The 25,208-nt window shown below is 70.8% G+C and carries 30 protein-coding genes; 11 read left to right on the top strand and 19 right to left on the bottom strand.

The window, feature by feature from the left end; translation table 11 throughout:
• The first annotated feature begins 46 nt into the window (after window positions 1–46).
• From ASC76_RS21830 to ASC76_RS21820, 3 genes are all read left to right on the top strand, one after another.
• A complete protein-coding gene (locus tag ASC76_RS21830) occupies window positions 47–400 on the top strand; it encodes a YciI family protein (RefSeq protein ID WP_056471837.1) in 354 nt (117 codons plus the stop codon).
• A gap of 94 nt (window positions 401–494) precedes the next feature.
• Window positions 495–914 (top strand): YciI family protein, encoded by a 420-nt coding sequence (locus ASC76_RS21825; RefSeq protein ID WP_056471834.1) that lies wholly within the window; start codon window positions 495–497, stop codon window positions 912–914.
• The gene (locus ASC76_RS21820; RefSeq protein ID WP_056471831.1) at window positions 911–2,179 is read left to right on the top strand and encodes an RNA polymerase sigma factor; all 1,269 of its coding nucleotides are present in this window, start codon (window positions 911–913) and stop codon (window positions 2,177–2,179) included. Before ASC76_RS21825 ends, ASC76_RS21820 begins: the two co-directional genes overlap by 4 nt.
• An 82-nt stretch (window positions 2,180–2,261) precedes the next feature.
• Here ASC76_RS21820 and ASC76_RS25600 read toward each other — a convergent pair whose 3' ends face one another.
• The 7 genes from ASC76_RS25600 to ASC76_RS21790 all read right to left on the bottom strand — a co-directional run bounded on the left by ASC76_RS25600 (window position 2,262) and on the right by ASC76_RS21790 (window position 7,885).
• Complete coding sequence (locus ASC76_RS25600; RefSeq protein WP_157615961.1) at window positions 2,262–2,423, bottom strand: hypothetical protein; 162 nt, start codon at window positions 2,421–2,423, stop codon at window positions 2,262–2,264.
• Window positions 2,424–2,531: 108 nt separating this feature from the next.
• Window positions 2,532–3,398, bottom strand: a complete 867-nt coding sequence (gene dapA, locus ASC76_RS21815; RefSeq protein WP_056472172.1) for a 4-hydroxy-tetrahydrodipicolinate synthase — start codon at window positions 3,396–3,398, stop codon at window positions 2,532–2,534.
• 233 nt (window positions 3,399–3,631) lie between these two features.
• Window positions 3,632–4,438 carry a fumarylacetoacetate hydrolase family protein gene (locus ASC76_RS21810; protein WP_056471827.1) on the bottom strand — a complete coding sequence of 269 codons (807 nt, stop codon included), beginning with the start codon at window positions 4,436–4,438 and terminating at the stop codon, window positions 3,632–3,634.
• Window positions 4,439–4,447: 9 nt separating this feature from the next.
• Entirely contained in the window at window positions 4,448–5,326 is an 879-nt protein-coding gene (locus ASC76_RS21805; RefSeq protein ID WP_056471826.1) for a metal-dependent hydrolase, read from the bottom strand.
• A gap of 31 nt (window positions 5,327–5,357) precedes the next feature.
• On the bottom strand, window positions 5,358–6,065 hold the full coding sequence (locus tag ASC76_RS21800; RefSeq protein WP_056471822.1) for a substrate-binding domain-containing protein: 708 nt from the start codon (window positions 6,063–6,065) through the stop codon (window positions 5,358–5,360).
• A gap of 7 nt (window positions 6,066–6,072) precedes the next feature.
• The gene (locus tag ASC76_RS21795; RefSeq protein ID WP_056471819.1) at window positions 6,073–7,071 is read right to left on the bottom strand and encodes a tripartite tricarboxylate transporter substrate binding protein; all 999 of its coding nucleotides are present in this window, start codon (window positions 7,069–7,071) and stop codon (window positions 6,073–6,075) included.
• A gap of 142 nt (window positions 7,072–7,213) precedes the next feature.
• Entirely contained in the window at window positions 7,214–7,885 is a 672-nt protein-coding gene (locus ASC76_RS21790) for a FadR/GntR family transcriptional regulator (RefSeq protein WP_056471815.1), read from the bottom strand.
• Window positions 7,886–7,993: 108 nt separating this feature from the next.
• On the opposite strand from ASC76_RS21790, the gene ASC76_RS21785 reads away from it, so the two are divergent.
• Both ASC76_RS21785 and ASC76_RS21780 read left to right on the top strand, forming a co-directional pair.
• Entirely contained in the window at window positions 7,994–8,857 is an 864-nt protein-coding gene (locus ASC76_RS21785; protein ID WP_056471812.1) for a fumarylacetoacetate hydrolase family protein, read from the top strand.
• Between the two features lie 31 nt (window positions 8,858–8,888).
• Window positions 8,889–9,872 carry a tripartite tricarboxylate transporter substrate binding protein gene (locus ASC76_RS21780; RefSeq protein ID WP_235580553.1) on the top strand — a complete coding sequence of 328 codons (984 nt, stop codon included), beginning with the start codon at window positions 8,889–8,891 and terminating at the stop codon, window positions 9,870–9,872.
• Here ASC76_RS21780 and ASC76_RS25595 read toward each other — a convergent pair whose 3' ends face one another.
• From ASC76_RS25595 to ASC76_RS21770, 3 genes are all read right to left on the bottom strand, one after another.
• Window positions 9,873–10,022, bottom strand: coding sequence for a lmo0937 family membrane protein (locus ASC76_RS25595; protein WP_157615959.1), 150 nt, complete (start codon window positions 10,020–10,022; stop codon window positions 9,873–9,875).
• Between the two features lie 228 nt (window positions 10,023–10,250).
• Window positions 10,251–12,509 carry a xanthine dehydrogenase family protein molybdopterin-binding subunit gene (locus tag ASC76_RS21775; RefSeq protein WP_082549376.1) on the bottom strand — a complete coding sequence of 753 codons (2,259 nt, stop codon included), beginning with the start codon at window positions 12,507–12,509 and terminating at the stop codon, window positions 10,251–10,253.
• Window positions 12,510–12,520: 11 nt separating this feature from the next.
• Window positions 12,521–12,982, bottom strand: a complete 462-nt coding sequence (locus tag ASC76_RS21770) for a (2Fe-2S)-binding protein (RefSeq protein ID WP_056472166.1) — start codon at window positions 12,980–12,982, stop codon at window positions 12,521–12,523.
• 70 nt (window positions 12,983–13,052) lie between these two features.
• Between ASC76_RS21770 and ASC76_RS21765 the strand changes: the two genes are divergently transcribed.
• From ASC76_RS21765 to ASC76_RS21760, 3 genes are all read left to right on the top strand, one after another.
• Window positions 13,053–13,652 (top strand): hypothetical protein, encoded by a 600-nt coding sequence (locus tag ASC76_RS21765; protein ID WP_056471808.1) that lies wholly within the window; start codon window positions 13,053–13,055, stop codon window positions 13,650–13,652.
• A gap of 112 nt (window positions 13,653–13,764) precedes the next feature.
• Window positions 13,765–13,920, top strand: a complete 156-nt coding sequence (locus ASC76_RS25590) for a hypothetical protein (RefSeq protein ID WP_157615957.1) — start codon at window positions 13,765–13,767, stop codon at window positions 13,918–13,920.
• 12 nt (window positions 13,921–13,932) lie between these two features.
• The gene (locus ASC76_RS21760; protein WP_056471806.1) at window positions 13,933–14,118 is read left to right on the top strand and encodes a hypothetical protein; all 186 of its coding nucleotides are present in this window, start codon (window positions 13,933–13,935) and stop codon (window positions 14,116–14,118) included.
• A gap of 30 nt (window positions 14,119–14,148) precedes the next feature.
• Here ASC76_RS21760 and ASC76_RS21755 read toward each other — a convergent pair whose 3' ends face one another.
• From ASC76_RS21755 to ASC76_RS21740, 4 genes are read right to left on the bottom strand one after another with little or no spacing between them, the layout of a single operon-like run.
• The gene (locus ASC76_RS21755) at window positions 14,149–15,822 is read right to left on the bottom strand and encodes a GMC family oxidoreductase (RefSeq protein WP_056471803.1); all 1,674 of its coding nucleotides are present in this window, start codon (window positions 15,820–15,822) and stop codon (window positions 14,149–14,151) included.
• A 4-nt stretch (window positions 15,823–15,826) separates the two neighbouring features.
• Window positions 15,827–16,462: a MarC family protein gene (locus ASC76_RS21750; protein ID WP_056471800.1), complete on the bottom strand. Its 636-nt coding sequence runs from the start codon at window positions 16,460–16,462 to the stop codon at window positions 15,827–15,829.
• Window positions 16,463–16,478: 16 nt separating this feature from the next.
• The gene (locus tag ASC76_RS21745) at window positions 16,479–17,258 is read right to left on the bottom strand and encodes a helical backbone metal receptor (protein WP_056471796.1); all 780 of its coding nucleotides are present in this window, start codon (window positions 17,256–17,258) and stop codon (window positions 16,479–16,481) included.
• On the bottom strand, window positions 17,255–18,181 hold the full coding sequence (locus ASC76_RS21740; protein WP_056471793.1) for a hypothetical protein: 927 nt from the start codon (window positions 18,179–18,181) through the stop codon (window positions 17,255–17,257). Before ASC76_RS21740 ends, ASC76_RS21745 begins: the two co-directional genes overlap by 4 nt.
• A gap of 259 nt (window positions 18,182–18,440) precedes the next feature.
• Here ASC76_RS21740 and ASC76_RS21735 point away from each other — a divergent pair, with 259 nt between their 5' ends.
• Window positions 18,441–18,908, top strand: coding sequence for an RNA-binding protein (locus tag ASC76_RS21735; RefSeq protein WP_056471789.1), 468 nt, complete (start codon window positions 18,441–18,443; stop codon window positions 18,906–18,908).
• Window positions 18,909–18,979: 71 nt separating this feature from the next.
• On the opposite strand, the gene ASC76_RS21730 is transcribed toward ASC76_RS21735, so the two are convergent.
• The 4 genes from ASC76_RS21730 to ASC76_RS21715 are packed head-to-tail and all read right to left on the bottom strand — an operon-like array spanning window position 18,980 to window position 22,012.
• Window positions 18,980–19,756: an SDR family oxidoreductase gene (locus tag ASC76_RS21730; protein ID WP_056471788.1), complete on the bottom strand. Its 777-nt coding sequence runs from the start codon at window positions 19,754–19,756 to the stop codon at window positions 18,980–18,982.
• Window positions 19,753–20,400: an LPS export ABC transporter periplasmic protein LptC gene (gene lptC, locus ASC76_RS21725; protein ID WP_235580552.1), complete on the bottom strand. Its 648-nt coding sequence runs from the start codon at window positions 20,398–20,400 to the stop codon at window positions 19,753–19,755. The genes ASC76_RS21730 and lptC overlap by 4 nt, the downstream gene beginning before the upstream one ends.
• Window positions 20,397–21,002 (bottom strand): HAD family hydrolase, encoded by a 606-nt coding sequence (locus ASC76_RS21720; protein ID WP_056471786.1) that lies wholly within the window; start codon window positions 21,000–21,002, stop codon window positions 20,397–20,399. Before ASC76_RS21720 ends, lptC begins: the two co-directional genes overlap by 4 nt.
• A 2-nt stretch (window positions 21,003–21,004) precedes the next feature.
• A complete protein-coding gene (locus tag ASC76_RS21715; protein WP_082549390.1) occupies window positions 21,005–22,012 on the bottom strand; it encodes a KpsF/GutQ family sugar-phosphate isomerase in 1,008 nt (335 codons plus the stop codon).
• A 97-nt stretch (window positions 22,013–22,109) separates the two neighbouring features.
• Between ASC76_RS21715 and ASC76_RS21710 the strand changes: the two genes are divergently transcribed.
• Together ASC76_RS21710 and ASC76_RS21705 are read left to right on the top strand one after the other, a co-directional pair.
• The gene (locus ASC76_RS21710; RefSeq protein WP_235580551.1) at window positions 22,110–24,113 is read left to right on the top strand and encodes a monovalent cation:proton antiporter family protein; all 2,004 of its coding nucleotides are present in this window, start codon (window positions 22,110–22,112) and stop codon (window positions 24,111–24,113) included.
• A 49-nt stretch (window positions 24,114–24,162) separates the two neighbouring features.
• Entirely contained in the window at window positions 24,163–24,741 is a 579-nt protein-coding gene (locus ASC76_RS21705; protein ID WP_056472157.1) for a histidine phosphatase family protein, read from the top strand.
• Here ASC76_RS21705 and ASC76_RS21700 read toward each other — a convergent pair.
• Window positions 24,734–25,204, bottom strand: coding sequence for a cyclic nucleotide-binding domain-containing protein (locus ASC76_RS21700; RefSeq protein ID WP_235580550.1), 471 nt, complete (start codon window positions 25,202–25,204; stop codon window positions 24,734–24,736). The genes ASC76_RS21705 and ASC76_RS21700 overlap by 8 nt on opposite strands.
• Window positions 25,205–25,208 lie beyond the last annotated feature (4 nt).

The raw sequence follows: 25,208 nt of genomic DNA, 5'->3' as shown, positions 1-25,208 counted from the left end.
CCGGCCGGCGCGCGGCAGAATGCCGCCTTGAACTCCGGAGACACCGATGTCCTACATGCTGTTGATCGTGGAGCCGCGCGGCCAGCGCGAGGAGCGCGGGCTCGAAGCGGGCCAGCAGGTCTATGCGCAGATGCTTGCGTTCGCCGAGGCGCTCAAGCAGCGCGGCGTGCTGCTCGGGGTCGAGTCGCTGGCCCACGACAGGAACGCCACCCGGGTGCAGGTGCGCGGCGGCCGCACCAGCCTGGTCGACGGGCCCTTCGCCGAGGCCAAGGAGATGGTCGGCGGCTTCTTCCTGCTGAACTGCAAGACGCGCGACGAGGCCGTCGCGATCGCGGCCGAGTGCCCGGCGGCGGCGTGGTGCACGGTCGAGGTCCGCGGCCTGGGACCGTGCTGGGCGTGACCGCGCGCATGTAACGGCGGCGCCTGCGTGTCGATCCGCCCGCGGCCGGCGCGTCGTACGGGAGACGGCAACCGCATCGACACGGAGATTCCCCATGCGCTTCATCATCATCGTCAAGGCCACCGCCGAGAGCGAGGCCGGCATCTTTCCCGAAGACGACACGTTGATGGCCGAGATGACCGGCTACCACGAGGAACTGCAGAAGGCCGGCGTGCTGCTCGACGGCAGCGGCCTGAAGCCCAGCGCGCTGGGCTGGCGCATCCATTACGGCCGCGACGGCAGCCGCCGCGTCGTCGACGGCCCGTTCACCGAGACCAAGGAGCTGGTCGCCGGCTACACCGTGATCCAGGTGCGCTCGATTGAGGAGGCGATGGAGTGGGCGCGGCGCTTCCCGGCGCCGATGGGACGCGGTGTCGAGGCGACGATCGAGGTCCGGCCGCTGTACGAGATCGACGACTTCCCGCAGACCGAGTCGATCGCGCGGTTGCGGGAGCTCGATCGCATCAGCCAGTGAGCACCGCCACGCACCGTGCGATCGAGGCCGTCTGGCGGATCGAATCGGCCAAGGTCATCGCGCACGTCGCGCGGCTGGTGCGTGACGTGGGCGTGGCCGAGGAGCTGGCGCAGGACGCGCTCGTCACCGCGCTCGAACGCTGGCCCGCCGACGGCCTGCCCGACAACCCCGGCGCCTGGCTGATGACCGCCGCGAAGAACCGCGCGCTCGACCGGCTGCGCGCCGAGGCACTGCACGCCCGCAAGCACGACGAGCTCGGCGCCGACCTGGACGCGCTGCAGGCCCACGTCACACCCGACTTCGTCGACGCGCTCGACGCCGCGCGCCAGGACGACATCGGCGACGACCTGCTGCGACTGGTGTTCACCGCCTGCCACCCGGTGCTGTCCACCGACGCGCGGGTCGCGTTGACGCTGCGCCTGCTCGGCGGCCTCGCGACCGAGGAGATCGCCCGCGCGTTCCTGGTGCCCGAACCGACGATCGCGCAGCGCATCGTGCGCGCCAAGCGGACGCTCGCCGCGGCCAAGGTGCCGTTCGAGGTGCCGCGCGCCGCGGCGCTGCCGGAGCGGCTCGGCTCGGTCCTCGAAGTCATCTACCTCATTTTCAACGAAGGCTATTCCGCGACCGCCGGCGACGACTGGATGCGCCCGGCGCTGTGCGAAGAGGCGCTGCGCCTCGGGCGGATCCTCGCCGGCCTGGTGCCCGACGAACCGGAGGTGCACGGCCTGGTCGCGCTGATGGAGATCCAGGCCTCGCGCACCGCCGCGCGCACCGACGCCGAGGGCCGCCCGGTGCTGCTGATGGAGCAGGACCGCAGCCGCTGGGATCCGCTGCTGATCCGCCGCGGCCTCGCCGCGCTGGGCCGCTCGGAAGCGCTGGGCGGCGCGCGCGGGCCGTATGCGCTGCAGGGCGCGCTCGCGGCCTGCCACGCGCGGGCACGCACCGCCGAGGCGACCGACTGGGCGCAGATCGTCGCGCTGTACGACGCGCTCGCGCAGGTCGCGCCGTCGCCGGTGGTCGAGCTGAACCGCGCGGTCGCGATCGGCATGGCGTACGGTCCGGCCGAGGCCTTGCCGCTGGTCGAGGCGTTGATCGGCGAGCCGCGGCTGGCGAGCTACCACTGGCTGCCCAGCGTGCACGCCGACCTGCTCGCCAAGCTCGGCCGCGCTGCCGATGCACGCGCCGAGTTCGAACGCGCCGCGGCGATGACGCGCAATGCGCGCGAACGCGAGTTGCTGCTCGCGCGGGCGGCGGCCCTCGGTTAACGGGTCAAGTCCTGCTCGGAAGACCGATGCGAGTCGGTGAGCAACGCATCGAGTTCGGCGGAGCGCGGCCCCAGCCAGGAATTCACGCCTCCGGATCGACCGTGCGGTCGTGCTCCGGATCCTCCGGGATGGCCGGCGGCACGGGGCCCTGGTCGGGCTCGACCGGCAACATGCCGGGTTCGGGATCGTCCTCGGCCTTTTCGGCGTTCGTGCGGTGCGGCTTGTGCGGGGTGTGCGTGGCCATGGGCTGGTCCTTCGGAGTTCTGGGCTTCGACATCGTCGACGGTCGAGCGGGCCGCCGGCCCCGGACAGGGACGCGACGCCCTGTCGGCCGACACCCACAGCATAGGCCTCAGGCCAGCGGCAGCGCCGCGAGCCGCTCGCGCAACGCGGCGCTGGCCGTCGTCATGGGCGGGCGCAAGGCGTCGTGCAGCAGACCGAGTTGCGCCAGGGCGGCCTTGACCGGCGCGGGGTTCGGCTCGCTGGTCAGCGTCGCGATCAGCGGCGCCAGGGCGTGCCAGGCGGCGCGGGCGTCGGCGAGCCGGCCCTGCGCGAGTGCGCGCGCCACGTCGACGAACGCGCGCGGCCGCAGGTGGGCCGATGCGGCGATCGCGCCGGCGCCGCCGGCGCACAGGGTGCCGAAGATCTCGATGTCGTTGCCGGCGAGCACCTGCAGCCGGCCATCGCGGATCAACGCCAGGGTCGTGTCGACCGAACCGGCGCAGTCCTTGATCGCGACGATGTTCGGGTGCGCCGCGAGCGCGAGCAGCGTGTCGAGCGCGATCGTCACGCCGGTGCGGTAGGGGATGTCGTAGAGCACCAGCGGCACCGCGCTCGCGTCGGCCAGGCGCCTGAAGTGATCGCGGATGCCGTCCTGCGCCGGCCGCACGTAGTACGGCGCCGGCACCAGCAGCCCGGCGATCGGCAGCGTGCCGAGGTGCTTCGCGCGGGCCAGCAAGGCCGGCGCATGGTTGCCGGCGAGGCCGACGATGACGGGCAGGTGTCCGCCCGCTGTATCGAGGATCGTCGCGAGCACCGCGTCCTGCTCGGCCTCGGTCAACGACGACGGCTCGCCGGTCGTGCCCAGCGCGACGAAGCCGCCGACACCCGCGTCGGCACAGCGCTTCGCCAGTCCGCGCAAGGCCGCGTGATCAACCGCGCCGTCGCGCGCGAACGGCGTCACCAGCGGCACCCAGATGCCAGAGAAATTCATCGTCATCGCTTCCACTCCTGAACGACCGAACGGTGGAAACCGTCAGCGGTGCGCGGGCAGGAGGTCGATCGAATCGAGGGGGAGAAGAAGCTCTGCTGCGGTTCCGTCACACATCTGACGGAACGGCGAGCTCCGGTCAGACGAGCCGCTGTTTCTTGGATTTGCAGGACGCGCACGCGCCCGCCGCCGTGGCGGCGAAAGCGGTGTGAAGCGTGCGGTCCATCAGCCGCAGTCTAGCGTCAGACGATCCTCACCGACAGCTCGGGCAGCCCGTCGATGTGGCCGACCAACACGTCGCCCTTGACGACCGGGCCGACGTTTTCCGGCGTGCCGGAGTAGATGATGTCGCCGGCCTTCAGCTCGAAGGCCTGGCTCAGCTGCGCGATCTGCTCGGCCACGCTCCAGATCATGTAGCTCAGGTCGGCGAGCTGCTTGGTCTGGCCGTTGACCTTCAGCTCGATCTTGCCCTTGGTGATGTGCTGCGCGCCATTGCCAAGAACAGCGACCGGGTGGATCGGCCCGATCGGCGCCGACATGTCGAAGCTCTTGCCGATCTCCCACGGCTTCTTCTGGTCGCCCATGCCGCGCTGCAGGTCGCGGCGCGTCATGTCCAGCCCGATCGCGTAGCCGTAGACGTGCTGCAGCGCCTGCTCGATCGGGATGTTCTTGCCGCCGCTCTTCAGCGCCGCGACGAGTTCGAGCTCGTAGTGGTAGTTCTTGGTCAGCGACGGGTACGGGTGGTCGGCAGTCGTGCCGATCGCGACGTATTGCACCGCGTCTGTCGGCTTCTGGAAGAAGAACGGCGGCTCGCGCGTCGGGTCCGAGCCCATCTCGCGCGCATGGGCCGCGTAGTTGCGGCCGATGCAATAGATGCGGCGCACCGGGAACACCTCGGCCGAGCCGACGATCGGCAGCGTGACGGCCGCCACCTTGAACGGGCTGCGCGGGCTGCCGCCATCGGCAGCCACCGAGGCGCAACCGGCGGCGAGGGCGCCGCCGAGTGCGGCGGTGCTGGTCCTGAGAATCGAACGGCGGTCCATCGTCATGTCTCCTGGTCAGAATTCGAGCGCGTCGCCCGGCTTGATCGCCAGCACCTTCACCGACGCATTGCCCAGTGCCTTGCTGTATTCCTCCGGCGTGCCGACCAGCGCGGCGTTGGTGCCGTAATGCATCGGCAGCGCCATCTTCGGCTTGATCAGTTCGCGGGTCGCGTAGGCGGCGTCGGCCGGGTTCATCACGAACTGGCCGCCGCCGATCGGGATCAGCAGCAGGTCGGGCTTGAGCATCTCGCCGAGCAGCTTCATGTCGCCGAACACGCCGGTGTCGCCCAGGTGCCAGAGCTTGAAGCCGTTCTCGAACTCGATGACGAAACCGCACGGCTCGCCGCCGACATGGGTCTCGTCCTTGTCGGTCGCCGGGTTGCGCCAGACCAGCTCCGAGCTGTGCTCGGCACGGGTCATCGTGATGCGCACGCCGGCCGGGCCGAACGGGCGGATGCTGCCGCCCTTGTTCATGCGGTTGGCCTGCGCGACCGGCAGCACGCCCAGCGTCTGCATCGATTGCGACAGCCCGGCCGGCGCCCACAGTGGCGCGTTGTTCAGCTTGGCAAGCGCGGGCGCGTCGAGGTAGTGGTCGAGGTGGCCGTGGGTCACGAGGATCAGGTCGACCTTGCCGAGCGCCTCGAGCTTCTTGTAGGCCTCGGGAGTCTTCGGGTTCGCGGTCAGGTACGGGTCGATCACGATCACCTTGCCGGTCGGCGTGGTGATCTTGAACGCCGACTGGCCGAGCCACAGCACGCCGACCTTGCCGGCGGCGGGGGCTGGCGCGACGGCGGCGGCCGCGGGTGCCGACGCTTGCGCGTGGGCAGTGCCGGCCGCGATCAGCGCCAGCGCGGCGGCGGCGAGGCCGCGGGCGAACGAATGGGTGAGGGTCATCGGAACTCCTGGTGGCGATGGCGGGTGTCGGTCAGTCGAACTCGAAGCCGCCGGCGCGGCGCAGTTCGCGGCTCTGCGGCCCGGCCAGCAGATCGACGAAGCGTTGCGCGAGCGCGGGCTGCGCGGCGCCTGCGGCGACCGCGGCGGTGTAGACGGTCGCGAGCTCGAACGCGGCCGGCAACGGGCCGGCCAGCGCGATGCCGGGCGTGTAGAGGATCTCGGTGATCTGCGTGCAGCCGATCGGCGCGGCGCCCGTGTCGGCGGCGAGCTCGCGCATCGAGGTCGCGCCGTTCGGAAAGTTGCGCACGCGCCCGGCGAGTTCGTCGTCGATGCCGAGTTGTGAGAGGACGGATGCGAAGTGGATGCCTGCCGTCGCGCGCTGCGGATCGGGAAAGTACACCGCGCTCGCCGCCAGCAGCGCCGCCTTCAACGCGTCGGGCGTGGTGACGTCCGGCACGTTCGATCCGGCGCGCACCGCAACCCCCGTGCGCACGCGGCCGAGCGGCGCGCGTGCCGCGCTCGACAGCTGGCCATCGGCCTGCAGCGCCACCACCATCGCGTCGGTGACGATCATCACGTCACACGGCTCGCCGGCCAGCAGTGCCTCCTTCATCGCACCGACGGCGCCGAAGCGCGCCTGCAGCGTCGCGCCGGCGTCCTGCTCGAAGCGCGCCTGCAGCGCCTTGACGACGCCCTGCACCGCACCGGCGCAGAGGATGTTCAACGTGGCATTCGTCATCCGGCACTCACTCCGGCTTCGCGCCGGAGACCTTCACGATGTGGGCCCACTTCGCGATGTCCTCGTTCAGATAGCGGCCGAACTCCGCGGTCGTCATCACCATCGGCGTCGCGCCCTGCGCCTTCCACGCCTTCGCGGTGTCGGGCGCACCGACGATCTTGCCGACCTCGGCATTCAGCCGCGCGACGACCGCGGGCGGCGTGCCCTTCGGTGCCATCAGCCCGAGCCAGATCGTCGCCTCGTACTTCGGCACACCGGCTTCGTCGACGGTCGGCACCTCGGGCATCACGGCCGAGCGGGTCAGCCCGGTCGTGCCGAGCGCCTTGACCTTGCCGGCGCGCACGTGCTCGCTCATTGTCGGCACCGCGTCGAACATCAGGTCGACCTGGCCGCCGAGCACGTCGGTGCGGGCGCCGGAACTGCCCTTGTACGGGATGTGCAGGATCGAGACCCCGGCCATCGCCTTGAACAACTCGCCGGCCATGTGGTACGGCGTGCCGGGCCCCGAAGAGGCGTACGACAGGCCACCTGGCTTGGCTTTCGCGAGCTTCAGCAGCTCGCCCAGGTTGGCCACCGGCAGGCCGCTGCGCGCCACCAGCACCAGGTCGGAGTAATTGATCGGCGCGACCGGCACGAAGTCCCGCATGAGCTGGAACGGCTTGGTCGGGATCAGCGATTCGTTCACCGTGTGCGTGTTCGACATCAGCAGCAGCGTGTAGCCGTCGGGCGCGCTCTTCGCGACCGCGTCGGTGCCGATGATCGAGCCGGCGCCGGGCCGGTTGTCGACGACGAAGGTCTGGCCGAGCGACTCCTGCAGCCGATTCGCGATGAAGCGCGCATAGACGTCGGCCGGCCCGCCGGGCGCGAACGGCACGATCACGCGCACCGGGTGCGCCGGGTACTCCTGCGCCGACGCCGCGAACGGTGCGCCGAGCGCGAGCGCTGCTGCGCCGACAGCGGCCAGGAAGGCGCGACGCGGGACGCCGTGGACACGGGCTGCGGTCATTCGTTGTCTCCGGGAGCCGGCGCGTTCGCACCGTCGATTGGTATGAATTGGTTGCGGAGGTCGCCGCAGCCGGCCCAATATAGCGAGCGCCCCGGGTGCGGTCAATGCGACAGCGGGTTTGCCCTGCCGCGATCACGCGCGCTCAGAACCCGAGCAGGTTGCGCCGCACGTGGTCGAGGTGCGCGAGGCACAGCGCCGTCGCGCGCGCGCCATCGCGGTCCTGCAGTGCGGCGACCAGCGCGCGGTGCTCCGACTGGTACTCGCGGCGCCGCTCCGGCGTGGCGCTGCGGCGCTTCAGCGCGCCCCACTCGCCCTGCTCGCGCACCTGGTTCATCAGCCGGAACACCTTCGAGATGAAGCTGTTGTGCGCGGCATCGGCGATCGCCTCGTGCAGCTGCGCGTCCCAGTGCTCGAACTGCTCGAGCGTCTTCGCGGCCTCACCCTTGTCGCAGCACTCGTTCATGCGGGCGAAGTCGAGCGACGTCGCATTGCCGACGACCATCGCGACGATCGCCGGCTCGAGCACGGCGCGCGCGCTCATCAGTTCGGCCGGGCTGGTGGGCAGCTGGCCGACGCTGCTCGCGGCAGCGGCCAGCGCCTCGTTGACCTCGTCGCTCACATAGGTGCCGCTGCCCACTGTCTGGACGATCAGGCGCTTGTCCTTCATGTCGGCGAGCACGCGCCGCACCGCCGATCGGCTCAGGCCGAACTGGCCGCTCAGCTCGCGTTCGGTGGGGATGCGGTGGCCGGCCCGCCACTGGCGGGATCGCAGGTTCTCGAGAATCGCTTCCCGCAGGGCCACGGCGCTGTCCATCGTGCCCGCATCGTATCAAGCGGTGAGCGCGTCGTGCCGTTCGGGTTGACGCGCATGGTCGATTGGTGGCCAATTGGTAGCATTTGGGCCGAACTGCTGGAGACCCCCTTGCGCATCGCCACTTACCGCCGAGACGGCCGCCGCGAAGTCGGCCGCGTGACCGAGGACGGTGTTGCGCTGCTGCCGTTCGCGCTCGATGCCGCGCAGGCGGAGCGCGGCGCGCTGCCGCTGATCGAGGCGCTCGCGCGCGGCGAAGCGCTGCCCGCGACCGGCGCGGCCGTGCCGCTGGCCAACGTCGCCCTCGAAGCCCCGCTGCCGCGCCCGCGCCGCAACCTGTTCTGCGTCGGCCGCAACTACCGCGCGCATGCGAAGGAGCTGCAGGGCTCGGTGTTCAAGGCCAGCACGCCCGACGCGGACGGCTGGCCGATCGTGTTCACGAAGGTGCCCGAATGCGTGATCGGCCCGCACGACGAGGTGCGGCTGCCGGGCGACGCGGTCTCCGCACAGATCGACTACGAGGCGGAACTCGCCGTCGTGATCGGGCGCGAGGGACGCAACATCTCGCGTGCCGATGCGCTCGGCCACGTTTTCGGCTACACGATCGACGTGACCGCGCGCGACGTGCAGATGCGCCACCAGCAGTGGGACCTCGGCAAGAGCTTCGACACCTTCTGCCCGATGGGCCCGTGGATCGTCACCGCCGACGAACTCGACGGCACCGCGACCCGCGTGCGCTGCTGGGTCAACGGCACGCTGCGGCAGGACGGGCTGACGACCGACCTGATCTTCGACATCCCGACGCTGATCGAGACCTGCTCGCGCGGCATCACGCTCTACCCCGGCGACGTGATCGCCACCGGCACGCCGGCTGGCGTCGGCATGGGGCTGACACCGCCGAGCTTCCTGCGCCGCGGCGACGTGGTGCGGATCGAGATCGACGGCATCGGCCGGATCGAGAACCGCTGTGTCTGACCGCCGCCCCACCCCTTCTGGAGACGAACCGATGACCCAGCGAAACATGCGTCGCACGTACCTCCTCGGCGCCGTGCTGTGCAGTGTGCTGGCGCCGGCCGCCGCGCAAGCCCCGGCCTGGCCCGACAAGCCGATCACGATGATCGTTCCGTTCCCGCCCGGCGGCGTGGCCGACACGGTGGCACGCCCGGTCGCCGAGGCGCTGGCGCGCGAGCTCAGGCAGACCGTGGTCGTCGAGAACCGCGCGGGCGCCGGCGGTGCGCTCGGCATCGGCCAGGCGGCGCGCGCGGCACCCGATGGCTACACCGTGCTGCTGAGCCTGTCGTCGATCTCGATCCTGCCCGAAGCGGACCGCGTGCTCGAACGCAAGCCGGCATTCAGGCTCGACGACTTCAAGCCGATCGCGCGCTTCACCGCGGACCCGACCGTGCTGGTGGTGCGCGCCGATGCGCCGTGGCGAACGCTGGCCGATTTCATCGCCGATGCGAAGGCGCGGCCCGGGGCGATCAACTACGGCAGCTCGGGCAACTACGGCACGATGCACGTGCCGATGGAAATGCTCAGCGCCGATGCCGGCCTGAAGATGACGCACATCCCGTACACCGGTGCCGGGCCGGCGATCGTTGCGTTGCTGGGCGGCCAGGTGGACGCGATCGCCAGCGGCCCGTCGACCGTGGTGCAGCAGATCCAGGGCGGCAAGCTGCGCGCGCTCGCGCACTGGGGCGAGCAACCGCTGGCTGCGCTGCCCGGCGTGCCGAGCCTGACGCAGACCGGTCACGCCGTGCGCTTCGCGCAGTGGTCGGCGCTGTTCGTGCCGGCGAAGACGCCCGACGCGATCGTGCAGCGCCTGCGCGCGGCGGCCGCCAAGGTGGCGGCGGACCCGGCTGTGCGTCAGGTTGTCGCCAAGGCGGGCAGCCCGATCGAATACCTCGATGCGCCCGAGTTCCAGCGCTACTGGGACAGCGACGCCGCCGCGATGACGCAGGCGGTGCGCCGCATCGGCAAGCTGGAGTAGCTAGACGCCGCGCCGGCCGGTCACGAGCTGGTAGACCAGCACGATGACCGCGACGACCAGCAGGATGTGCAGCAGGCCGCCCGCGGTGAACGAGGTCACCAGGCCGAGCACCCAGAGGGCGAGAAGCACGACGACGATGGTGTAGAGCATGGCGTTCTCCTGAAGTGGCGGGCGCGTGGCTCGGTGGCTGCGCCTCGGTGATCCGGAGAATGCCCGCGTCGATCAGCCGGCCGAATCGGCCGAACTGCCGCGCGTGTGTAGGTGGGGAGGCCTGCGCTGGTCGCGCAGGTCGCGGGTCTCGGTCGAGCGCGTCGCGGCAGGCGGCACCTGAGCACGTCGGCGGAAAAGCTTCCACGGTTGCAGCCGTGATCGGAGAGATCAAGCCTCCACCAACCCCGCCCGAGCAAACGGCAACCGCCGAACCATCGGCCCGCCCAGGCGCGCGACCGCGTTCGCCACCGCTGGCGCGAGCGGCGGAACGCCCGGCTCGCCGACGCCGCTGGGCGCCACCGTGCTCGGCACGATGTAGACCTCGACCTTCGGCATCTCGTGGATGCGAAGCGATTTGTAGGTGTCGAAGTTGCGTTGCGCGGCGCGGCCGTTCTTGACCTCGACCTCGCCGTAGTAGAGCGCGCCGAGCGCGAAGCCGATGCAGCCTTCCATCTGGGCCTTGATCACGTCCGGGTTGACGGCGATGCCGCAGTCGACCGCGCAGACCACGCGCTCGACCTTCACCTTGCCGTCCTTCATCGACACATCGGCCACCTGCGCGACGAACGAACCGAACGACTCGTGCACCGCCAGGCCTTGCGCCATGCCGGCGCGCGTCGGCTTGCCCCAGCCGGCCTTGTCTGCCGCGAGCTTGAGGACACCGGCGGCGCGGTCGCTCTTGCCGAGCAGCGCGAGGCGGAACGCGAGCGGGTCCCGGCCCGCGGCGCGCGCCAGCTCGTCCATCATCGTTTCCATCACGTACGCGGTGTGGGTGTTGCCGACCGAGCGCCACCACAACGGCTTCGGCGCCGCGGTGGTGGTGTGCAGGTCCGCACTCAGCATCGGCAACGCATAGATCGACGGCGAGACGCCCTCGACCGACGTGGGGTCGATGCCGTCCTTGACCATCATCTCCATCGCGGTGCCGGCCATGATCGACTGGCCGACGACGGTGTGCTGCCAGCCGGCGATCTGGCCCTGCGCATCGAGGCCGGCCCTGACGGCGTGCACGTACATCGGGCGGTACAGACCGGCGGCCATGTCGTCCTCGCGCGAATACTGGAGCCGCACCGGCGCGCGGCCGTTGATGGCCTTGGCGACGTTGACGGCGGCGACGGTGAAGTCGCTGTACGCGTTGGCGCGGCGCCCGAAGCTGCCGCCCGAGACCAGCGTGTGCAGCTTGACTTTCTCCATCGGCAGGCCGGCGGCCTTGGCGGCGAACATGTGGTCGAAGGTCGGGAACTGGTGGCCGCTCCAGGTCTCGAGCATGCCGTCGTGCAGCCAGGCGACGCAGTTCATCGGCTCCATCGTCGCGTGGGCGAGGAACGGGAACTCGTAGACGGCCTCGACCGTCTTCGCGACCGGCTGCGCGGCAGGCGCGTCCTTCGCGGGCCGCGCGAACGGCTTGCCGGCGGTGGCGGCCTGCGCCTTGTACTGCGCGAGCAGCGCGTCCGAATCGAGCTTGCCGCTCTCGGCCTCGTCCCACACCACCTTCAGCGCGCGACGCCCCTGCAGTGCAGCCCAGGTGCCGGTGGCGACGACGGCAACGCCTTCGGGCACCTGCACCACGTCGGTCACGCCCTTGACCTTCTTCGCGTCGGCCGCGTCGAACGACACCAGCTTCGCCCCGAACGACGGCGGCCACGCGATCACCGCGGTCAGCAGGCCGGGCAGCTTGACGTCGATGGTGTAGGTCGCCTTGCCGGTGCACTTCTCGAGCGAATCGACGCGCGGCGTCGCGTCGCTCTTGCCCATCAGCGTGAATTGCGCCGGGGTCTTGAGCACCGGGTTCGCCGGTGGCGTCTGCTTCGCGGCAGCGGCGGCCATCTCGCCGTAGGTGGCGCGCTTGCCGGAGGCGTGGGTCAGCACGCTCTTCGAGGCCTTGATCTCGCTGGCGGGCACCTTCCACGCCTCGGCAGCGGCCGCGACGAGCATCGCGCGGGCCGTCGCGCCGGCGCTGCGCATCTGCAGATACGAATTGGAGATCGCCGACGAGCCGCCGGTGCCCTGCATGCCGAACGCGAGGTTGGCGTAGAGCTTGGCATCGGCCGGCGCGAACTCGGTGCGCACGAGCGACCAGTCGGCGTCGAGCTCGTCGGCCGCCATCGAGGCCAGCCCGGTCGCGTTGCCCTGGCCCATCTCGTGATGCTTGCAGACGATCGTGACGAGGTTGTCGGTGCCGACGCGGACGAACTGGTTCGGCGCGAGCAGCCCGGTGGCAGCACCCTCGGGGCCGGGCGCGGCGGCCATCGCCGACGACGGCAGCAACCCGCCGACCGCGATCAGCAGGCCGGTGCCGGCCCCGCCGGCGAGCACGGCGCGGCGCGTGACGCCGCGGCCGACGACGGCGCGCGGCGGCAGGCCGAACGCCGCTTCGAGCTCGGCGCGTTGTTCGGGGGTGTTCAGGCTCTGGAGCAGCGGATGCATCGTGGTGCTCCTCAGGCGGCCAGCTGCTTCGACGCCGCGTGGATCGCGGCGCGAATGCGCTGGTAGGTGGCACAGCGGCAGATGTTGCCGGCCATGGCCTGGTCGATGTCGGTGTCGGTCGGCTTGGGGTTCTGCTGCAGCAGCACCGTGGCGGTCATGATCTGGCCCGACTGGCAGTAGCCGCACTGCACGACGTCGAGGTCGACCCAGGCCTTCTGCACCGCCTGGGCGGCGCGCGACGACAGGCCTTCGATCGTCGTGATCTTGCGCCCGGCCATTGCGCCGGCCGGCGCCGAGCACGAGCGCAGCGACTCGCCGTCGACATGCACGGTGCAGGCGCCGCACTGCGCGACGCCGCAGCCGTACTTGGTGCCCGTCAGGCCCAGGTCTTCGCGGATGACCCACAGCAGCGGGGTCTCGGGATCGGCATCGACGGTCCGGTTCTGGCCGTTGACGTTGAGGGTGAAGGGCATGGCCGGCATCCTGTGAAAAAGCGGATGCCGCAGTATGCTGGTGCATCGAAAATTCTGCAGGAGCTCGACGATGCAAGGATCGCTACGAGATGCGGCGCTGGTGCTGATGACGGGTCTGCTGAGCGGCGGTGCATTCGCGCAGGCGGTCGAACTGCGCACGCCGCAGAGCTTCGACGCGATCGCCGACAAGACCGAGCGCTCGCGCGCACTGTTCGTCGAGGCCGGCAAGGTGATCCAGAGCCCGCGCTGCCTGAACTGCCATCCGAACGGCGACCGCCCGACGCAGGGCAACGACATGCACCTGCACCAGCCGATGGTCGTGCGCGGTCAGGCCGACATGGGCGCGACCGCGCTGCGCTGCATGACCTGCCACCAGGGCGCGAACTTCGCCCCCTCGGGCGTGCCCGGACACCCGCTGTGGCACCTGGCGCCGATCTCGATGGCGTGGCAGGGCAAGTCGCTCGGCCAGATCTGCGAGCAGATCAAGGACCGAAAGCGCAACGGCGACAAGTCGCTCGCGCAGATCCACGAGCACATGGCGCGCGACACCTTGGTCGGCTGGGGCTGGAACCCGGGCGGCAACCGCACGCCGGCGCCCGGCACGCAGGCCGCATTCGGCCAGCTCGTCGAGGCGTGGATCTCGAACGGCGCCGCCTGCCCCCCTGGTTGAGGCAGGAATTCGCCTACAGCGGATTCGACAAACGTCCGGCAGTCCGCGGCCGGGGCGCAAGGGAACATCTCCTTACCGAACGCGACCCCCGCGTCGGATTCAGGAGCTGACCATGTCCTCGTTCGACACCGGCCGCCGCGCGCCGACTTTGCCGCACAACTCGAGCCGCCTCACGTTTCGCCGCCTGCGCCAGCCGACGCCGCTGCCGAGCCTCCCGAACCGTTCGTGGAGCCAGTACCTGGCGCGCCTGAACTGGCTCTTCAGCTGACGGGAGTCCGCCATGCAGCTCGCCTCCAACATGCTCGGCCGCAACTCGGTCGACTGGATTCGCATCTGTGCGACGCGCCTGCAGCAGACCCGGCCCGAGTTGAGCGCCGAGGATGTGGTGCGGGTCGCGATCCGGCAGTTCCACGCGTCCGGCCACCTCGCGCCCGAGCAGGCCGCGGAGCAGCCGCCCGCGTCCTGATCGACGCTGCGCGCGGGCGCAGCGTTCGCCTCACGCGCCCGAAAGCAGCCACCCCGCCGCGCGCTCCGCGATCATCAGCGTCGGCGAGTTGGTGTTGCCGCTGGTGATGCGCGGCATCACGCTCGCGTCGACGACGCGCAACCCGCTGACCCCGTGCACGTGCAAGCGCGCGTCGACCACCGCCATCGGGTCGGCGGCCGGGCCCATCTTCGCGGTGCCGACCGGGTGGAAGATCGTCGTGCCGATGTCACCGGCGAGCTTCCACAACTCGGCGTCGGTCTCGAACTGCACGCCCGGCTTCACTTCCTTCGGGCGGTACTTGCCGAGCGCTGGCTGCGCGACGATGCGGCGCGTCAGGCGCAGGCTGTTCGCGGCGATGAGCCGGTCCTCGTCGGTGCCGAGGTAGCGCGGCGCGATGCTCGGCGCGTCCTGCGCGTTCGGCGTCCTGATGGTCACCGCGCCGCGGCTCGACGGGTTGAGGTTGCACACGCTCGCAGTGAACGCGTTGTAGCCGTGCAGCGGCTCGCCGAACGCCTCGAGCGACAACGGCTGCACGTGGTACTGCAGGTTGGCGTGCGGCCGGGTCGCATCGCTGCGCGTGAACAGGCCGAGCTGCGACGGCGCCATGCTCATCGGACCGCTGCGCTTGAACGCGTACTCCATGCCGATCAGCGCCTTGCCCCACCACGAGTTGGCCATCGTGTTCAGCGTCTTGACACCGTCGACGGCATACACCGCGCGGATCTGCAGGTGGTCCTGCAGGTTCTGGCCGACACCGGGCAGCGCGTGGACGACCGGAATGCCCAGCGGCTGCAGCAGCGCCGGGTCGCCGATGCCCGAGAGCTGCAGCACCTGCGGCGTGCCGACCGCGCCGGTCGCGAGGACCACCTCGCCGCCCGGCGACAACCGCGCCTGCACCGGCGCGCCGCCGTTGACCGGCAGCGCCTCGATGCCGACCGCCACCCGCGCGCCGTCGCGATCCTCGATCAACACTCGGCCGATCTGCGCGCCGGTCCAGACCTGCAGGTTGCCGCGCTTGTGCTGCGCCGGCCGCAGGAAGGCCTTGGTCGCGTTCCAGCGGATGCCGGCCTTCTGGTTGACGTGGAAGTAGCCGACGCCTTCGTTGTCGCCGCGGTTGAAGTCCTCGCTGTGCGGGATGCCGGCCTGCTGAGCGGCCTGCGCGAACGCGTCCAGCACGTCCCAGCGCAGGCGCTGCTTCTCGACGCGCCACTCGCCGCCGGGGCGCGCGCCGGTCGGGTCGAAGCCGGGCGCGGCGTGGAAGGCGTCGGCGCCCTTGTAGAAGTCCTCGTGCTTCAGGAAGTTGGGCAGGCATTCTTCCCAGCTCCAGCCGGGGTTGGCGCCGTAGCCGTCGCCGGCGCCCCAGCCGTCGTAGTCGCGCGCCTGGCCGCGCATGTAGATCATGCCGTTGATGCTGCTGCAGCCGCCGAGCACCTTGCCGCGCGGGTAGCGCAGGCTGCGGCCGTTCAGGCCCGGGTCCGCGTCGGTGGCGTACAGCCAGTCGGTGCGCGGGTTGCCGATGCAATAAAGGTAGCCGACCGGGATGTGGATCCAGTGGTAGTCGTCGTTGCCACCGGCCTCGACCAGCAGCACGTGCTTGTTCGAATCGGCGCTGAGGCGGTTGGCGAGCAGGCAGCCGGCGGTGCCGCCGCCGCAGACGATGTAGTCGTAGGTCGTGTCGCTCATGGTTCTATTTGAGGCCGGACAAGGCCGGGAACAGCTTGATCAGCCCGTCGGACATCACCTCCACCGCGAGCGCGGCGAGCAGCAGGCCCATCAGACGCGTCATCACGTTGATGCCGGTCTGGCCGAGCGCCTTGGCGATCGTGCCCGACAGGCGGAACGCGATCCACACCACCAGCCCGATCACGACGCCGTAGCCGACCAGCACCGCGAGCTGCCACCAGTGGCGCGTCTTGTCGGCGTAGATGATCATCGTCGAGATCGACGCCGGCCCGGTCAGCAGCGGGATGGTCAGCGGCACGATCGCAATGCTGGCGCCGGTCTCGGCCTTGTCGCCGCCCTGGTCGAGGTCTTCCTTGCGGCTCTCGGCAGGTTGGGCATTCAACATCTGGATCGCCGACATCAGCAGCAGCAGCCCGCCGCCGACCTGGAACGACGCGAGCGAGATGCCGAACATCTCGATGATCCGCAGCCCCGCGAGCGCGCTGACCGCGATCACGCAGAAGGCCGCGATCCCGGCCACCCGGGCGGTGTTGTGGCGCTGCTCGCGGGTGAAGCCGTGGGTGAAATGGATGAAGAACGGAATCACCCCGATCGGGTTCACGATGGCGAGCAACGCGATCAGGGGCTTGTAGATGTCCATGTCGAATTGTGTCTCTTCAGGCCACCGCGTCGGCCAGCGCGCGCAGGTAGCGCAGGCCCGGCACCGCCCGGGGCCCGTACCAGCTCAGCATTTCCCCGTCGACGAGGCGCGCCCGCGCGTTCGGGCACAGGCGCTGGGCCTCGGCCAGGTGCGAGGCGTCGAAGCGGTACGGTTCGGAGCTGAGCAACACCTGCTCCACATCGGCGAGCCAGGGCTCGTCGCCACGCAAGCCCGGGTAGCGGGCGGCGCCGGAAGCGCCACCGGTGACGGCGGGGAACGTGTGCCAGCCGATGCGGGCGAGCATGCGGGCGATGTAGGTGTCGCGCGCGACCGTCATCCATGGCTCGCGCCAGATGAGGTAGAGCACGCGCTGTGGTGCGCGGCCCTCGGGCCGGGTCTGCGCGAGCTCGGCGGCCAGCGTGCCGGTCAGCGCGGCCGCGCGCTCGCGCACACCGGGCAACGCGCCGAAGTGCGCGACCAGCTGATCGATCAGCGCGAGGTTGTCCTCGGGATCGAGCGGGTGCGTCACGATGACCTGCGGCGGCTGCGCCCAGGCGGCGAGCGCGTCGACCGTCTCGCGGCGGTTCTCGTCGACGTTGACCAGCACGTGGGTCGGCGCCAGGCGCTCGAGCTTCGCGAGGTTGACGTCCTTGGTGCCGCCGACCTTGGGCACCGCGCGCAGCGCCTGGGCCGGATGGATGCAGAAGCCGGTACGCGCCACGAGCACGTCGCCGAGCCCGAGCGCCACGACCAGCTCCGTCAGGCTCGGCACCAGGCTGGCGATCCGCACCGTCATGGCGCCACGGGATCGTCGTCGGTCAAGGCCAGGTAGGCCGCACAGGTGCCGCGCAGGTAGACGAGGCCCGGCAGCAGCAGCGCGATCGCGAACACCACGCCGCCACCGACCAGGGCCGCAGCGGCGTGGCCGGTCGAGCCGGTCGGCGCGCCTGCCGCCCCCAGGCTGCGCAGGCCATAACCGAACAGCCCGGCCGTCAACTGCTGCGCCGGCACGTCGACACCGACGACGCGCACGCCCAATTCGGCCACGACCCGGCCGCCGATCATCACCACCGAGGTGACCAGCGCGCCCATCGCCGCGGTCAACAGGCTGACAACGGCCGCCAGCAGCGCCGCCATCGGCAGCCGCCGGCGCATCACGCGGACCAGGCCGGCGACGACCCGGCCCACGCCGGCACCGGACCAGACCGCGGGTGCCGACAACGGCACGACGACGGCCATCGCCGTGACCGCCGCCAGGCCGGAGACGACCACGCCGACCGGCACGGCCAGCCCGAACAGCAGCGGGCCGACGACCGCCCCGGTCACGGCCACCCGGCTGAGCCAGAACAGGGCCCAGACGCCTGCGGCGATGACCCCGTAGGCAACGATCCAAAACGCCAGCACCAGCAGCAGCCGGTGCGCGCGGGCCAGCGAGGCGCGCAACGCTTCGGGCACCTCGCGCACCGGGCGTCCCCGGGCGTCGTCCATCACCAGGATGCCGGCCGCGTTGCCGCCGTAGAACGCGACGAACAGCGCGGCCCCGGCCTGCACCGGGCCCCACCAGCCGGCGTCGCGCGCCAGCGACGCTTCGGCCATCGCGACCAGGATGCCGGCGATCGCGAACGTGCCGAGCAGCACGAACAGCGCGCGGGCATTGCGCAGCGCGTCGACGCTGCGAAGCACCAGGCTGAGGGCGCTCAACGGGTCGCGCTCGGGCATCGGGAAGGCTCGTTCAGGGGGACCAACAGGCGAGCCGGATCATAGCGGTGGCCCCCTGAAGGGTCCGCTGCGAACGGGTTGATATTCGGGTTGATACTTGCTTGCCCGAAAACAACACTTTCTTCAAGCGGTTCCTGCGCGGTTTCGTGCAATTCACTTATATTCACAAATCTGTGTATGGAAGCAGCGCCTTCGCTTGAATGGTTCACGATGGGTAGAAGCTCCACATGGTCTTCAGGAAATGGAAAGGGGCTCTCCCATGGGCAACAAACTCTACGTCGGTAATCTCTCGTACAACATTCGCGATGACGATCTGCAGCAGGCGTTCGCGCAATACGGCAGCGTCTCGTCCGCCAAGGTCATGATGGATCGCGACACCGGTCGCTCCAAAGGCTTCGGCTTCGTCGAGATGGGGTCGGATGCGGAAGCGCAATCCGCCATCAACGGCATGAACGGCCAGGCCCTCGACGGCCGTGCGATCGTCGTCAACGAGGCCCGTCCGCGCGAAGAGCGTCCGGGCGGCTTCGGCGGCGGGCGTCCGGGTGGCGGCGGTGGCGGCTTCGGCGGCGGTGGCCGTTCGGGCGGTGGTGGCGGCGGCTTCGGCGGCGGCGGTGGTGGCGGCTACGGCGGTGGTGGCGGTGGCCGCTCTGGCGGTGGCGGCGGCTACGGCGGCGGCGGCGGCAGCCGTTCGGGTGGCGGCGGCGGCGGTGGCCGCGGCGGCTACTGAGCGGAACCCGGATCGAATCTGAAAGCGGTGGCGCGAAAGCCCACCGCTTTTTTCATGGGCGCGCGCCGCGCTCAGCGGGTCTGGCGGGCCTTGCGGCCTCTGCCGCTGACGGCCTTGTCGTACAGCGCGTTCGGCAGCAGCCGCAGCATTTTCGCGACAAGACCCATTTGCCATGGAATCACGCGGTAACTCGTGCCGGCATCGATGGTGCGGAAGGCCTGGTCGGCGAACGCCTCGACCGGCATCAGGAACGGCATGCCGTAGGCGTTGCCGCGCGTCAGCGGCGTGTCGATGTAGCCCGGCACGATCGTGACCACCTTGACGCCTTGCCCGGCCAGCTCGACCCGCAGGCTCTCGCAATAGCTGATCACCGCGGCCTTGCTGGCGCTGTAAGCGCCGTGGCCGGGCAGGCCGCGGATGCCCGACACGCTCGCGACGCCCACCAGCGTGCCGCTGCGGCGCGCCGTCATCGGCCCGACGAACGGATGGAACGTGGCCGCGGTGCCGAGGTTGTTGGTCTCGAACACGCTGCGCATCACCTCCAGGTCGGCGAACTCGGCGGTGTCGAACCCGATGCTGACGCCGGCGGCGGCGATCACGACGTCCGGCACGCCCTGGGCCGCGATGCACGCGTGGCCGGCGCCGACGATCGAATCCACCTGGCGCACGTCGGCCGCGTAGACGGCGGCGCGGTCGGCAGCGATGCCCTGCGCGTCGACCCAGGCCTGCAGCTCCGCCGCGCGGCGGGCAACCAGGGCGAGCCGGTAGCCGGCGCGATGGAAGCGCAGCGCCAGCGCCTGGCCGATGCCGCTGGACGCGCCGGTGATGAAGACGAGCGGCACGCTCACTTCCTGGTTCCCGGCGGCATCAGCACGCCACGCACGTGGCCCTTGAGGCTGAGCAGCCCGGACAGGTTGTCGTATTCCATCGCGTCGGCACGGACCTCGGAGTTGCCGCGCGTCACGACGATCGGCAGGTGGGAGCGCGCGCGCTCGGTGTACTGGAAATAGTGGAGGAACTCGCCGCGGAAGTCGATCGCCTCGTCCTTCGCGGTCGCCTCGCGGACAACGTGGGCGCCGCCGGTCAACTGCACCTCGCTGCCGTCGCGATTGGACAGCGCCTGGCGTGCGCTCGCCACGGTGACGCGGCCGTCGTCGCCGATCGCGCGGATGCGCGGGTTGTCGATCTCGATGGTGTCGGTGTCGGGGTAATGGCGCATCAGGTCGCCCTCGATCTGCACCCGCATCGCGCCGTTGGTGCCGAAGCGCTGCACCAGGAACTGGGTCATCGTGTAGTCGGGTTCGTGGCGCGGCGGCGCAATGACGCGGTCGTTCTCGAACAGCGGCGTGTTCTTCACCAGCCACCAGGTGCCGAGCGCGAGCACCGCCATCAGCAGCAGCGGCAGGTAGGTCGAGGCCGCGTCGATCACGCGCAGGTACCACGATGCGCGCCGCTGCCAGGGCGCGGGCGGCGGGCTGGCGATGGCGTTCACGGCGCGGTGCCGCCGTCGAGCGTGACGAGGTGGTCGCGCAGCGCGTCGGCGTAGCGACCGGCGGCCGTCAGCAGCAGGTCGCAGCACTCGCGTGCGGCACCGTGCCCGCCGCGGGCCGTGGTCACGTGGTGCGCGATCGCCTTCACCTCGAGGTGGGCGTTGGCCGGCGCGCACGCGAACGCGGCGCGGGTCAGCAGCGGCAGGTCGGGCCAGTCGTCGCCCATCGCGGCCAACGTGTCCCAGCCGAGGCCGAGCTGCGCCATCAGCGCATTCGCGGCGGCGAGCTTGTCGGCGGCGCCGTAGACCGCGTGGGCGATGCCGAGGTCCGCGACCCGGCGCCGCACCGCCGGCGAATCGCGGCCGGTGATCACGACCGGCACGATGCCGTATTTCGCGAGCAGCTTGAGGCCGTGGCCGTCGAGCGTCGAGAACGCCTTGACGGTCTCGCCGTGCTCGCCGATGTAGAGGCGGCCATCGGTCAGCACGCCGTCGACATCGAAGATCGCCCAGCGGATGCCCTGCGCCTTCAGCAGCAACTCGGGCGGCAGCGCGAGCGCCGGGGTCAGCGCCGTCGGCTTCGTCGGATGACCTTCGCCCGGCATCGTCAGATGACCTTCGCTCTCATCAGGTCGTTCGAATTCAGCGCGCCGGCGAGCCGGCCGGCGGCGTCGACGACGAGCACGCTGGTGATGCGGTGCAGCTCCATCAGGTCGGCGGCCTCGACCGCGAGCGCGTCGGCGTGGATCAGCTTGGGCGAGGGATGCATCACGTCGGCGGCCCGCAGCGCGCGCAGATCGGCGCCGCGCTCGATTAGGCGGCGCAGGTCGCCGTCGGTGAAGATGCCGAGCACGGCGCCGTCGGCGTCGGCCACCGCGGTGAAGCCCAGCCCCTTGCCGGTCATCTCGCGCAGCATCTCCGTGAACGCCGTCTCGGGCGTCACGCGCGGCACGTCGGCGCCGCTGCGCATCAGGTCGCGCACATGCATCAGCAGCTTGCGGCCGAGGCTGCCGCCCGGGTGCGAGCGCGCGAAGTCTTCTTCGCGGAAGCCGCGCGCGTCGAGCAGCGCGACCGCCAGCGCGTCGCCGAGCGCCATCTGCGCGGTGGTGCTGGTGGTGGGTGCGAGGTTGAGCGGGCAGGCCTCCTGGTCGACGGCGCTGCTGATCGTGATGTCCGCGGCGGTCGCGAGCGTGGAGTCGGGCCGGCCGGTCATCGCGACCAGCGTGACGCCCAGGCGCTTCAACGCCGGGATGATCGCGCCGAGCTCATCGCTCTCGCCGGAGTTGGAGATCGCGAGCACCACGTCGCCGGGCGCGACCATGCCGAGGTCGCCATGGCTGGCCTCGCCGGGGTGCACGAACAGGGCGGGCGTGCCGGTGGACGCGAGCGTCGCGGCGATCTTGCGGCCGACGTGGCCGCTCTTGCCCATGCCCATCACGACCACGCGGCCGCGGCACTCGAGCATCGCCCGGCAGGTGCGCGTGAAGCCCTCGCCCTGGCGCGCTTTCAGCGCAAGCAGCGCCTGGGCGGCGATGTCGAAGGTCTCGCGCGCGAGTTGCAGCGCGCGGTCCGCGTCGAAGTCGGGAAATGAGGCTTGGGCAGGCACTGTACGGATAGGAGCCCGGCAGGGCGTCCAGTAGGATCGACCGATTCTATGACCCCGCCTGCGCGCGCCGACCGCCCGGGGCACGCCGCTTGCAATCCCCTCGACGATGATCTCTTCCCCGCTCGGTCTGGTGCTGCTCTACCTCGTGGCCGCGGTCGCGGGCGTGGTCGTGTGCCGCATGGCCAAGCTGCCGCCGATGCTGGGCTACCTGGCGGTCGGCGTGCTGATCGGCCCGAACGCCACGGCGCTGGCGAAGGACACCGCGCGGGTCAGCTACCTGGCCGAGTTCGGCGTCGTGTTCCTGATGTTCGTGATCGGGCTGGAATTCAACCTGCCGAAGCTGAAGAGCATGCGCAAGCTGGTGTTCGGGCTCGGCCTGAGCCAGGTCGCGCTGACGATCGTCGCCGCGGTGGCCGGCAACCTGTTGCTCGGCTGGGGCTTCGCGATGACCGGTCGCGCGTGGGGGCTGAACTGGCAGAGCTCGGTCGCGCTCGGCGGCGCGCTCGCGATGAGCAGCACCGCGATCGTCGTCAAGCTGATGGCCGAGCGGCTCGAGCTCGAGAGCGAGCACGGCCGCCGCGTGATGGGCGTGCTGCTGTTCCAGGATCTGGCCGTGGTGCCGCTGCTGGTGCTGATCCCGGCGCTGGGCTCGCCGCCGGCCCAGTTGCTCGAGGCGCTGGCGATCGCCGGGCTGAAGGCGGCCGCGCTGCTGACCGTGCTGCTGGTCGGCGGACAGCGCGTGATGCGCTGGTGGCTGACGATCGTCGCGCGCCTGAAGAGCGAAGAGCTGTTCGTGCTGAACCTGCTGCTGGTCACGCTGGCGCTGGCCTACCTCACCGAGCATGCCGGGCTGTCGCTCGCGCTCGGCGCGTTCGTGGCCGGCATGCTGATCGCGGAGACCGAGTACAAGCACCAGGTCGAGACCGACATCCGGCCATTCCACGACGTGCTGCTCGGCCTGTTCTTCATCACGATCGGCATGAAGCTCGACGCCGAGGCCGTGTGGCGGCAGTGGCCGCTGGTGCTGGCGATGACGGTCGCGCCGGTGGTCTTCAAGTTCGTGCTGGTGACGCTGCTGGCGCGCCTGTTCGGCGCCGCACCCGGCGTGGCGCTGCGCACCGGCCTGTACCTGGCGCAAGCGGGCGAGTTCGGCTTCGTGCTGCTGGCGCTCGCCACCGACGGCGGGCTGCTGCCGCCCAATTTGCAGAGCCCGGTGCTGGCCAGCATGGTGCTGTCGATGCTGGCGACGCCATTCCTGATCATGTACAGCAACCGCATCGTGATGCGGCTGTCGGCGAACGACTGGCTGATGCAGTCGGTGGCGATGACGACGATCGCGAAACGCTCGATCAACGCCGAGGCCCACATCATCATCGCCGGCTACGGCCGCAGCGGCCAGAACCTGGCGCGCCTGCTCGACGGCGAGAAGATCCCGTACATGGCGCTCGACCTCGACCCCGACCGCGTGCGCCAGGCCGCCGCCGCCGGCCAGAGTGTGGTGTTCGGTGACGCGGCGCGGCTGCAGAGCCTGATGGCGGCCGGCCTGGCGCGCGCCAGCGCAGTCGTCGTCAGCTATGCCGACACCGCGTCGGCGCTGAAGATCCTGCGGCTGGTGCAGGAGCACGCACCGAAGGTGCCGGTGATCGTGCGCACGATCGACGACACCGACATCGAACGCCTGCAAGCCGCCGGCGCGACCGAAGTCGTGCCCGAGGCGATCGAGGGCTCGCTGATGCTCGCGAGCCACGCGCTGGCGCTGGTCGGCGTACCAATGCGGCGCGTGATCCGCGTCGTGCAGGACCAGCGCGACGCGCGCTACGGCCTGCTGCGCGGCTACTTCCACGGCGCCGACGACGACACCGTCGACGAGATGAAGACCGCGCGGCTGCTCAGCGTCACGCTGCCGGCCGCCGGCAGCCACCTCGGCCAGACGCTCGCGGCACAGGCGCTGCACGCGGTCGGGGTGTCCGTCGCGTCGGTGCGGCGCGCGAGCGGCGCGGTCGTCAAGCCGGACGAGGCGATGGTGCTGGCGGCCGGCGACACGCTGGTGCTGGCCGGCAAGCCGGAGGCGCTGGCGCTCGCCGAAGGGCGGCTGCTCGGCAAGAAGTAGCGCGACCCTGTCCGCCGCAAGGTTGCCGCGTTGCGGCAGCATGCGCGCGATGCAACGACGTGACCTCCTTCGCCTCGCCGCCGCGCCGCTGGTCGGCCCGGCGCTTGTCCGTTCGACGATCGCCGCGCCCGCCGATGCCCTGGTCGAGCGCCTGCGCGCGGGCGGCGTCGTCCTGCTGCTGCGGCACGCGACGACCGACCCGGGCGTCGGCGATCCGCCGGGCTTCCGGCTCGACGACTGCAGCACGCAGCGCAACCTCAGCGACCCGGGCCGTCAGCTCGCGCAGCGCATCGGCGCGTGGGCGCGCACGCACGGGCTCGTGCCGGCGCGGGTGCGCAGCAGCGCGTGGTGCCGTTGCGTCGACACCGCCCGCCTCGCGTTCGGCAACGTCGAGCCGTGGCCGGCGCTGAACTCGTTCTTCGGCGAGGACGCGGCGCGCCAGCGCCAGACCGCGGCGCTCGCGACCGCCGCGGCGACGATCCCGGCCGGACGGTTCGAGGTCTGGGTGACGCACCAGGTCAACATCACCGCACTGACCGGCCAGTTCGCCGACATGGGCGCCGGCTGCGTGATCGAAGGCCGGCCCGGCGCGCCGGTGCGCGTGTTCGGCGCGTTCGCGCTCAGCTGAACGGCGTCTGCTTCGCGAGGTTGGCGCGCATCCGCGTCGCCATCACGCCGCCGGCGGCGCGCAACAGTTCGAGCGCGAGCGCGGGCAGGCGCTGGGCGAGTTCCTCGAGGCGCGGCACGCGCAGCGCGTAGACCACGCACGGCGTCATCGCCTCGACGTTGGCCATGCGCGGGCTGTCGCCGAACAGCCCGGGCTCGCCGACGACCGAGCCGGTGCGCAGGATCGCGATGCGGTTGCTGCCCGGCGGACCGCCGGTGACGAAGATCTGCAGGCTGCCCTGCGCGAGGAAGTACATCGAGCGGTCGGCGTCGCCCTGCTTGATCAGCAGGTCACCGGCGCGGATCTCGTGCCGCGTCAGGTACGGCGCGATGCTGCGCCACTGCTCGAGGCTCAGGCGCGCTCGAAACGCGTCCTCCGCGTTGAGGGTCTGGATTGCCTGGACCAGTTCGTCGATTTCCATCATGAGG

This window comes from Rhizobacter sp. Root404 (genome assembly GCF_001425865.1).
GTDB lineage: Bacteria > Pseudomonadota > Gammaproteobacteria > Burkholderiales > Burkholderiaceae_C > LMDS01.
This window is presented reverse-complemented; position numbering and strand designations above follow the sequence as displayed.

Bases quoted from the DNA above. Each gene is read 5' to 3' on its own strand.
- ASC76_RS21830 (WP_056471837.1), top strand. From the start codon at position 47: ATGTCCTACATGCTGTTGATCGTGGAGCCGCGCGGCCAGCGCGAGGAG.
- ASC76_RS21825 (WP_056471834.1), top strand. From the start codon at position 495: ATGCGCTTCATCATCATCGTCAAGGCCACCGCCGAGAGCGAGGCCGGC.
- ASC76_RS25600 (WP_157615961.1), bottom strand. From the start codon at position 2,423: ATGGCCACGCACACCCCGCACAAGCCGCACCGCACGAACGCCGAAAAG.
- dapA (WP_056472172.1), bottom strand. From the start codon at position 3,398: ATGACGATGAATTTCTCTGGCATCTGGGTGCCGCTGGTGACGCCGTTC.
- ASC76_RS21810 (WP_056471827.1), bottom strand. From the start codon at position 4,438: ATGACGATGGACCGCCGTTCGATTCTCAGGACCAGCACCGCCGCACTC.
- ASC76_RS21805 (WP_056471826.1), bottom strand. From the start codon at position 5,326: ATGACCCTCACCCATTCGTTCGCCCGCGGCCTCGCCGCCGCCGCGCTG.
- ASC76_RS21800 (WP_056471822.1), bottom strand. From the start codon at position 6,065: ATGACGAATGCCACGTTGAACATCCTCTGCGCCGGTGCGGTGCAGGGC.
- ASC76_RS21795 (WP_056471819.1), bottom strand. From the start codon at position 7,071: ATGACCGCAGCCCGTGTCCACGGCGTCCCGCGTCGCGCCTTCCTGGCC.
- ASC76_RS21790 (WP_056471815.1), bottom strand. From the start codon at position 7,885: ATGGACAGCGCCGTGGCCCTGCGGGAAGCGATTCTCGAGAACCTGCGA.
- ASC76_RS21780 (WP_235580553.1), top strand. From the start codon at position 8,889: ATGACCCAGCGAAACATGCGTCGCACGTACCTCCTCGGCGCCGTGCTG.
- ASC76_RS25595 (WP_157615959.1), bottom strand. From the start codon at position 10,022: ATGCTCTACACCATCGTCGTCGTGCTTCTCGCCCTCTGGGTGCTCGGC.
- ASC76_RS21775 (WP_082549376.1), bottom strand. From the start codon at position 12,509: ATGCATCCGCTGCTCCAGAGCCTGAACACCCCCGAACAACGCGCCGAG.
- ASC76_RS21770 (WP_056472166.1), bottom strand. From the start codon at position 12,982: ATGCCCTTCACCCTCAACGTCAACGGCCAGAACCGGACCGTCGATGCC.
- ASC76_RS21765 (WP_056471808.1), top strand. From the start codon at position 13,053: ATGCAAGGATCGCTACGAGATGCGGCGCTGGTGCTGATGACGGGTCTG.
- ASC76_RS25590 (WP_157615957.1), top strand. From the start codon at position 13,765: ATGTCCTCGTTCGACACCGGCCGCCGCGCGCCGACTTTGCCGCACAAC.
- ASC76_RS21760 (WP_056471806.1), top strand. From the start codon at position 13,933: ATGCAGCTCGCCTCCAACATGCTCGGCCGCAACTCGGTCGACTGGATT.
- ASC76_RS21755 (WP_056471803.1), bottom strand. From the start codon at position 15,822: ATGAGCGACACGACCTACGACTACATCGTCTGCGGCGGCGGCACCGCC.
- ASC76_RS21750 (WP_056471800.1), bottom strand. From the start codon at position 16,462: ATGGACATCTACAAGCCCCTGATCGCGTTGCTCGCCATCGTGAACCCG.
- ASC76_RS21745 (WP_056471796.1), bottom strand. From the start codon at position 17,258: ATGACGGTGCGGATCGCCAGCCTGGTGCCGAGCCTGACGGAGCTGGTC.
- ASC76_RS21740 (WP_056471793.1), bottom strand. From the start codon at position 18,181: ATGCCCGAGCGCGACCCGTTGAGCGCCCTCAGCCTGGTGCTTCGCAGC.
- ASC76_RS21735 (WP_056471789.1), top strand. From the start codon at position 18,441: ATGGGCAACAAACTCTACGTCGGTAATCTCTCGTACAACATTCGCGAT.
- ASC76_RS21720 (WP_056471786.1), bottom strand. From the start codon at position 21,002: ATGCCGGGCGAAGGTCATCCGACGAAGCCGACGGCGCTGACCCCGGCG.
- ASC76_RS21710 (WP_235580551.1), top strand. From the start codon at position 22,110: ATGATCTCTTCCCCGCTCGGTCTGGTGCTGCTCTACCTCGTGGCCGCG.
- ASC76_RS21705 (WP_056472157.1), top strand. From the start codon at position 24,163: ATGCAACGACGTGACCTCCTTCGCCTCGCCGCCGCGCCGCTGGTCGGC.
- ASC76_RS21700 (WP_235580550.1), bottom strand. From the start codon at position 25,204: ATGATGGAAATCGACGAACTGGTCCAGGCAATCCAGACCCTCAACGCG.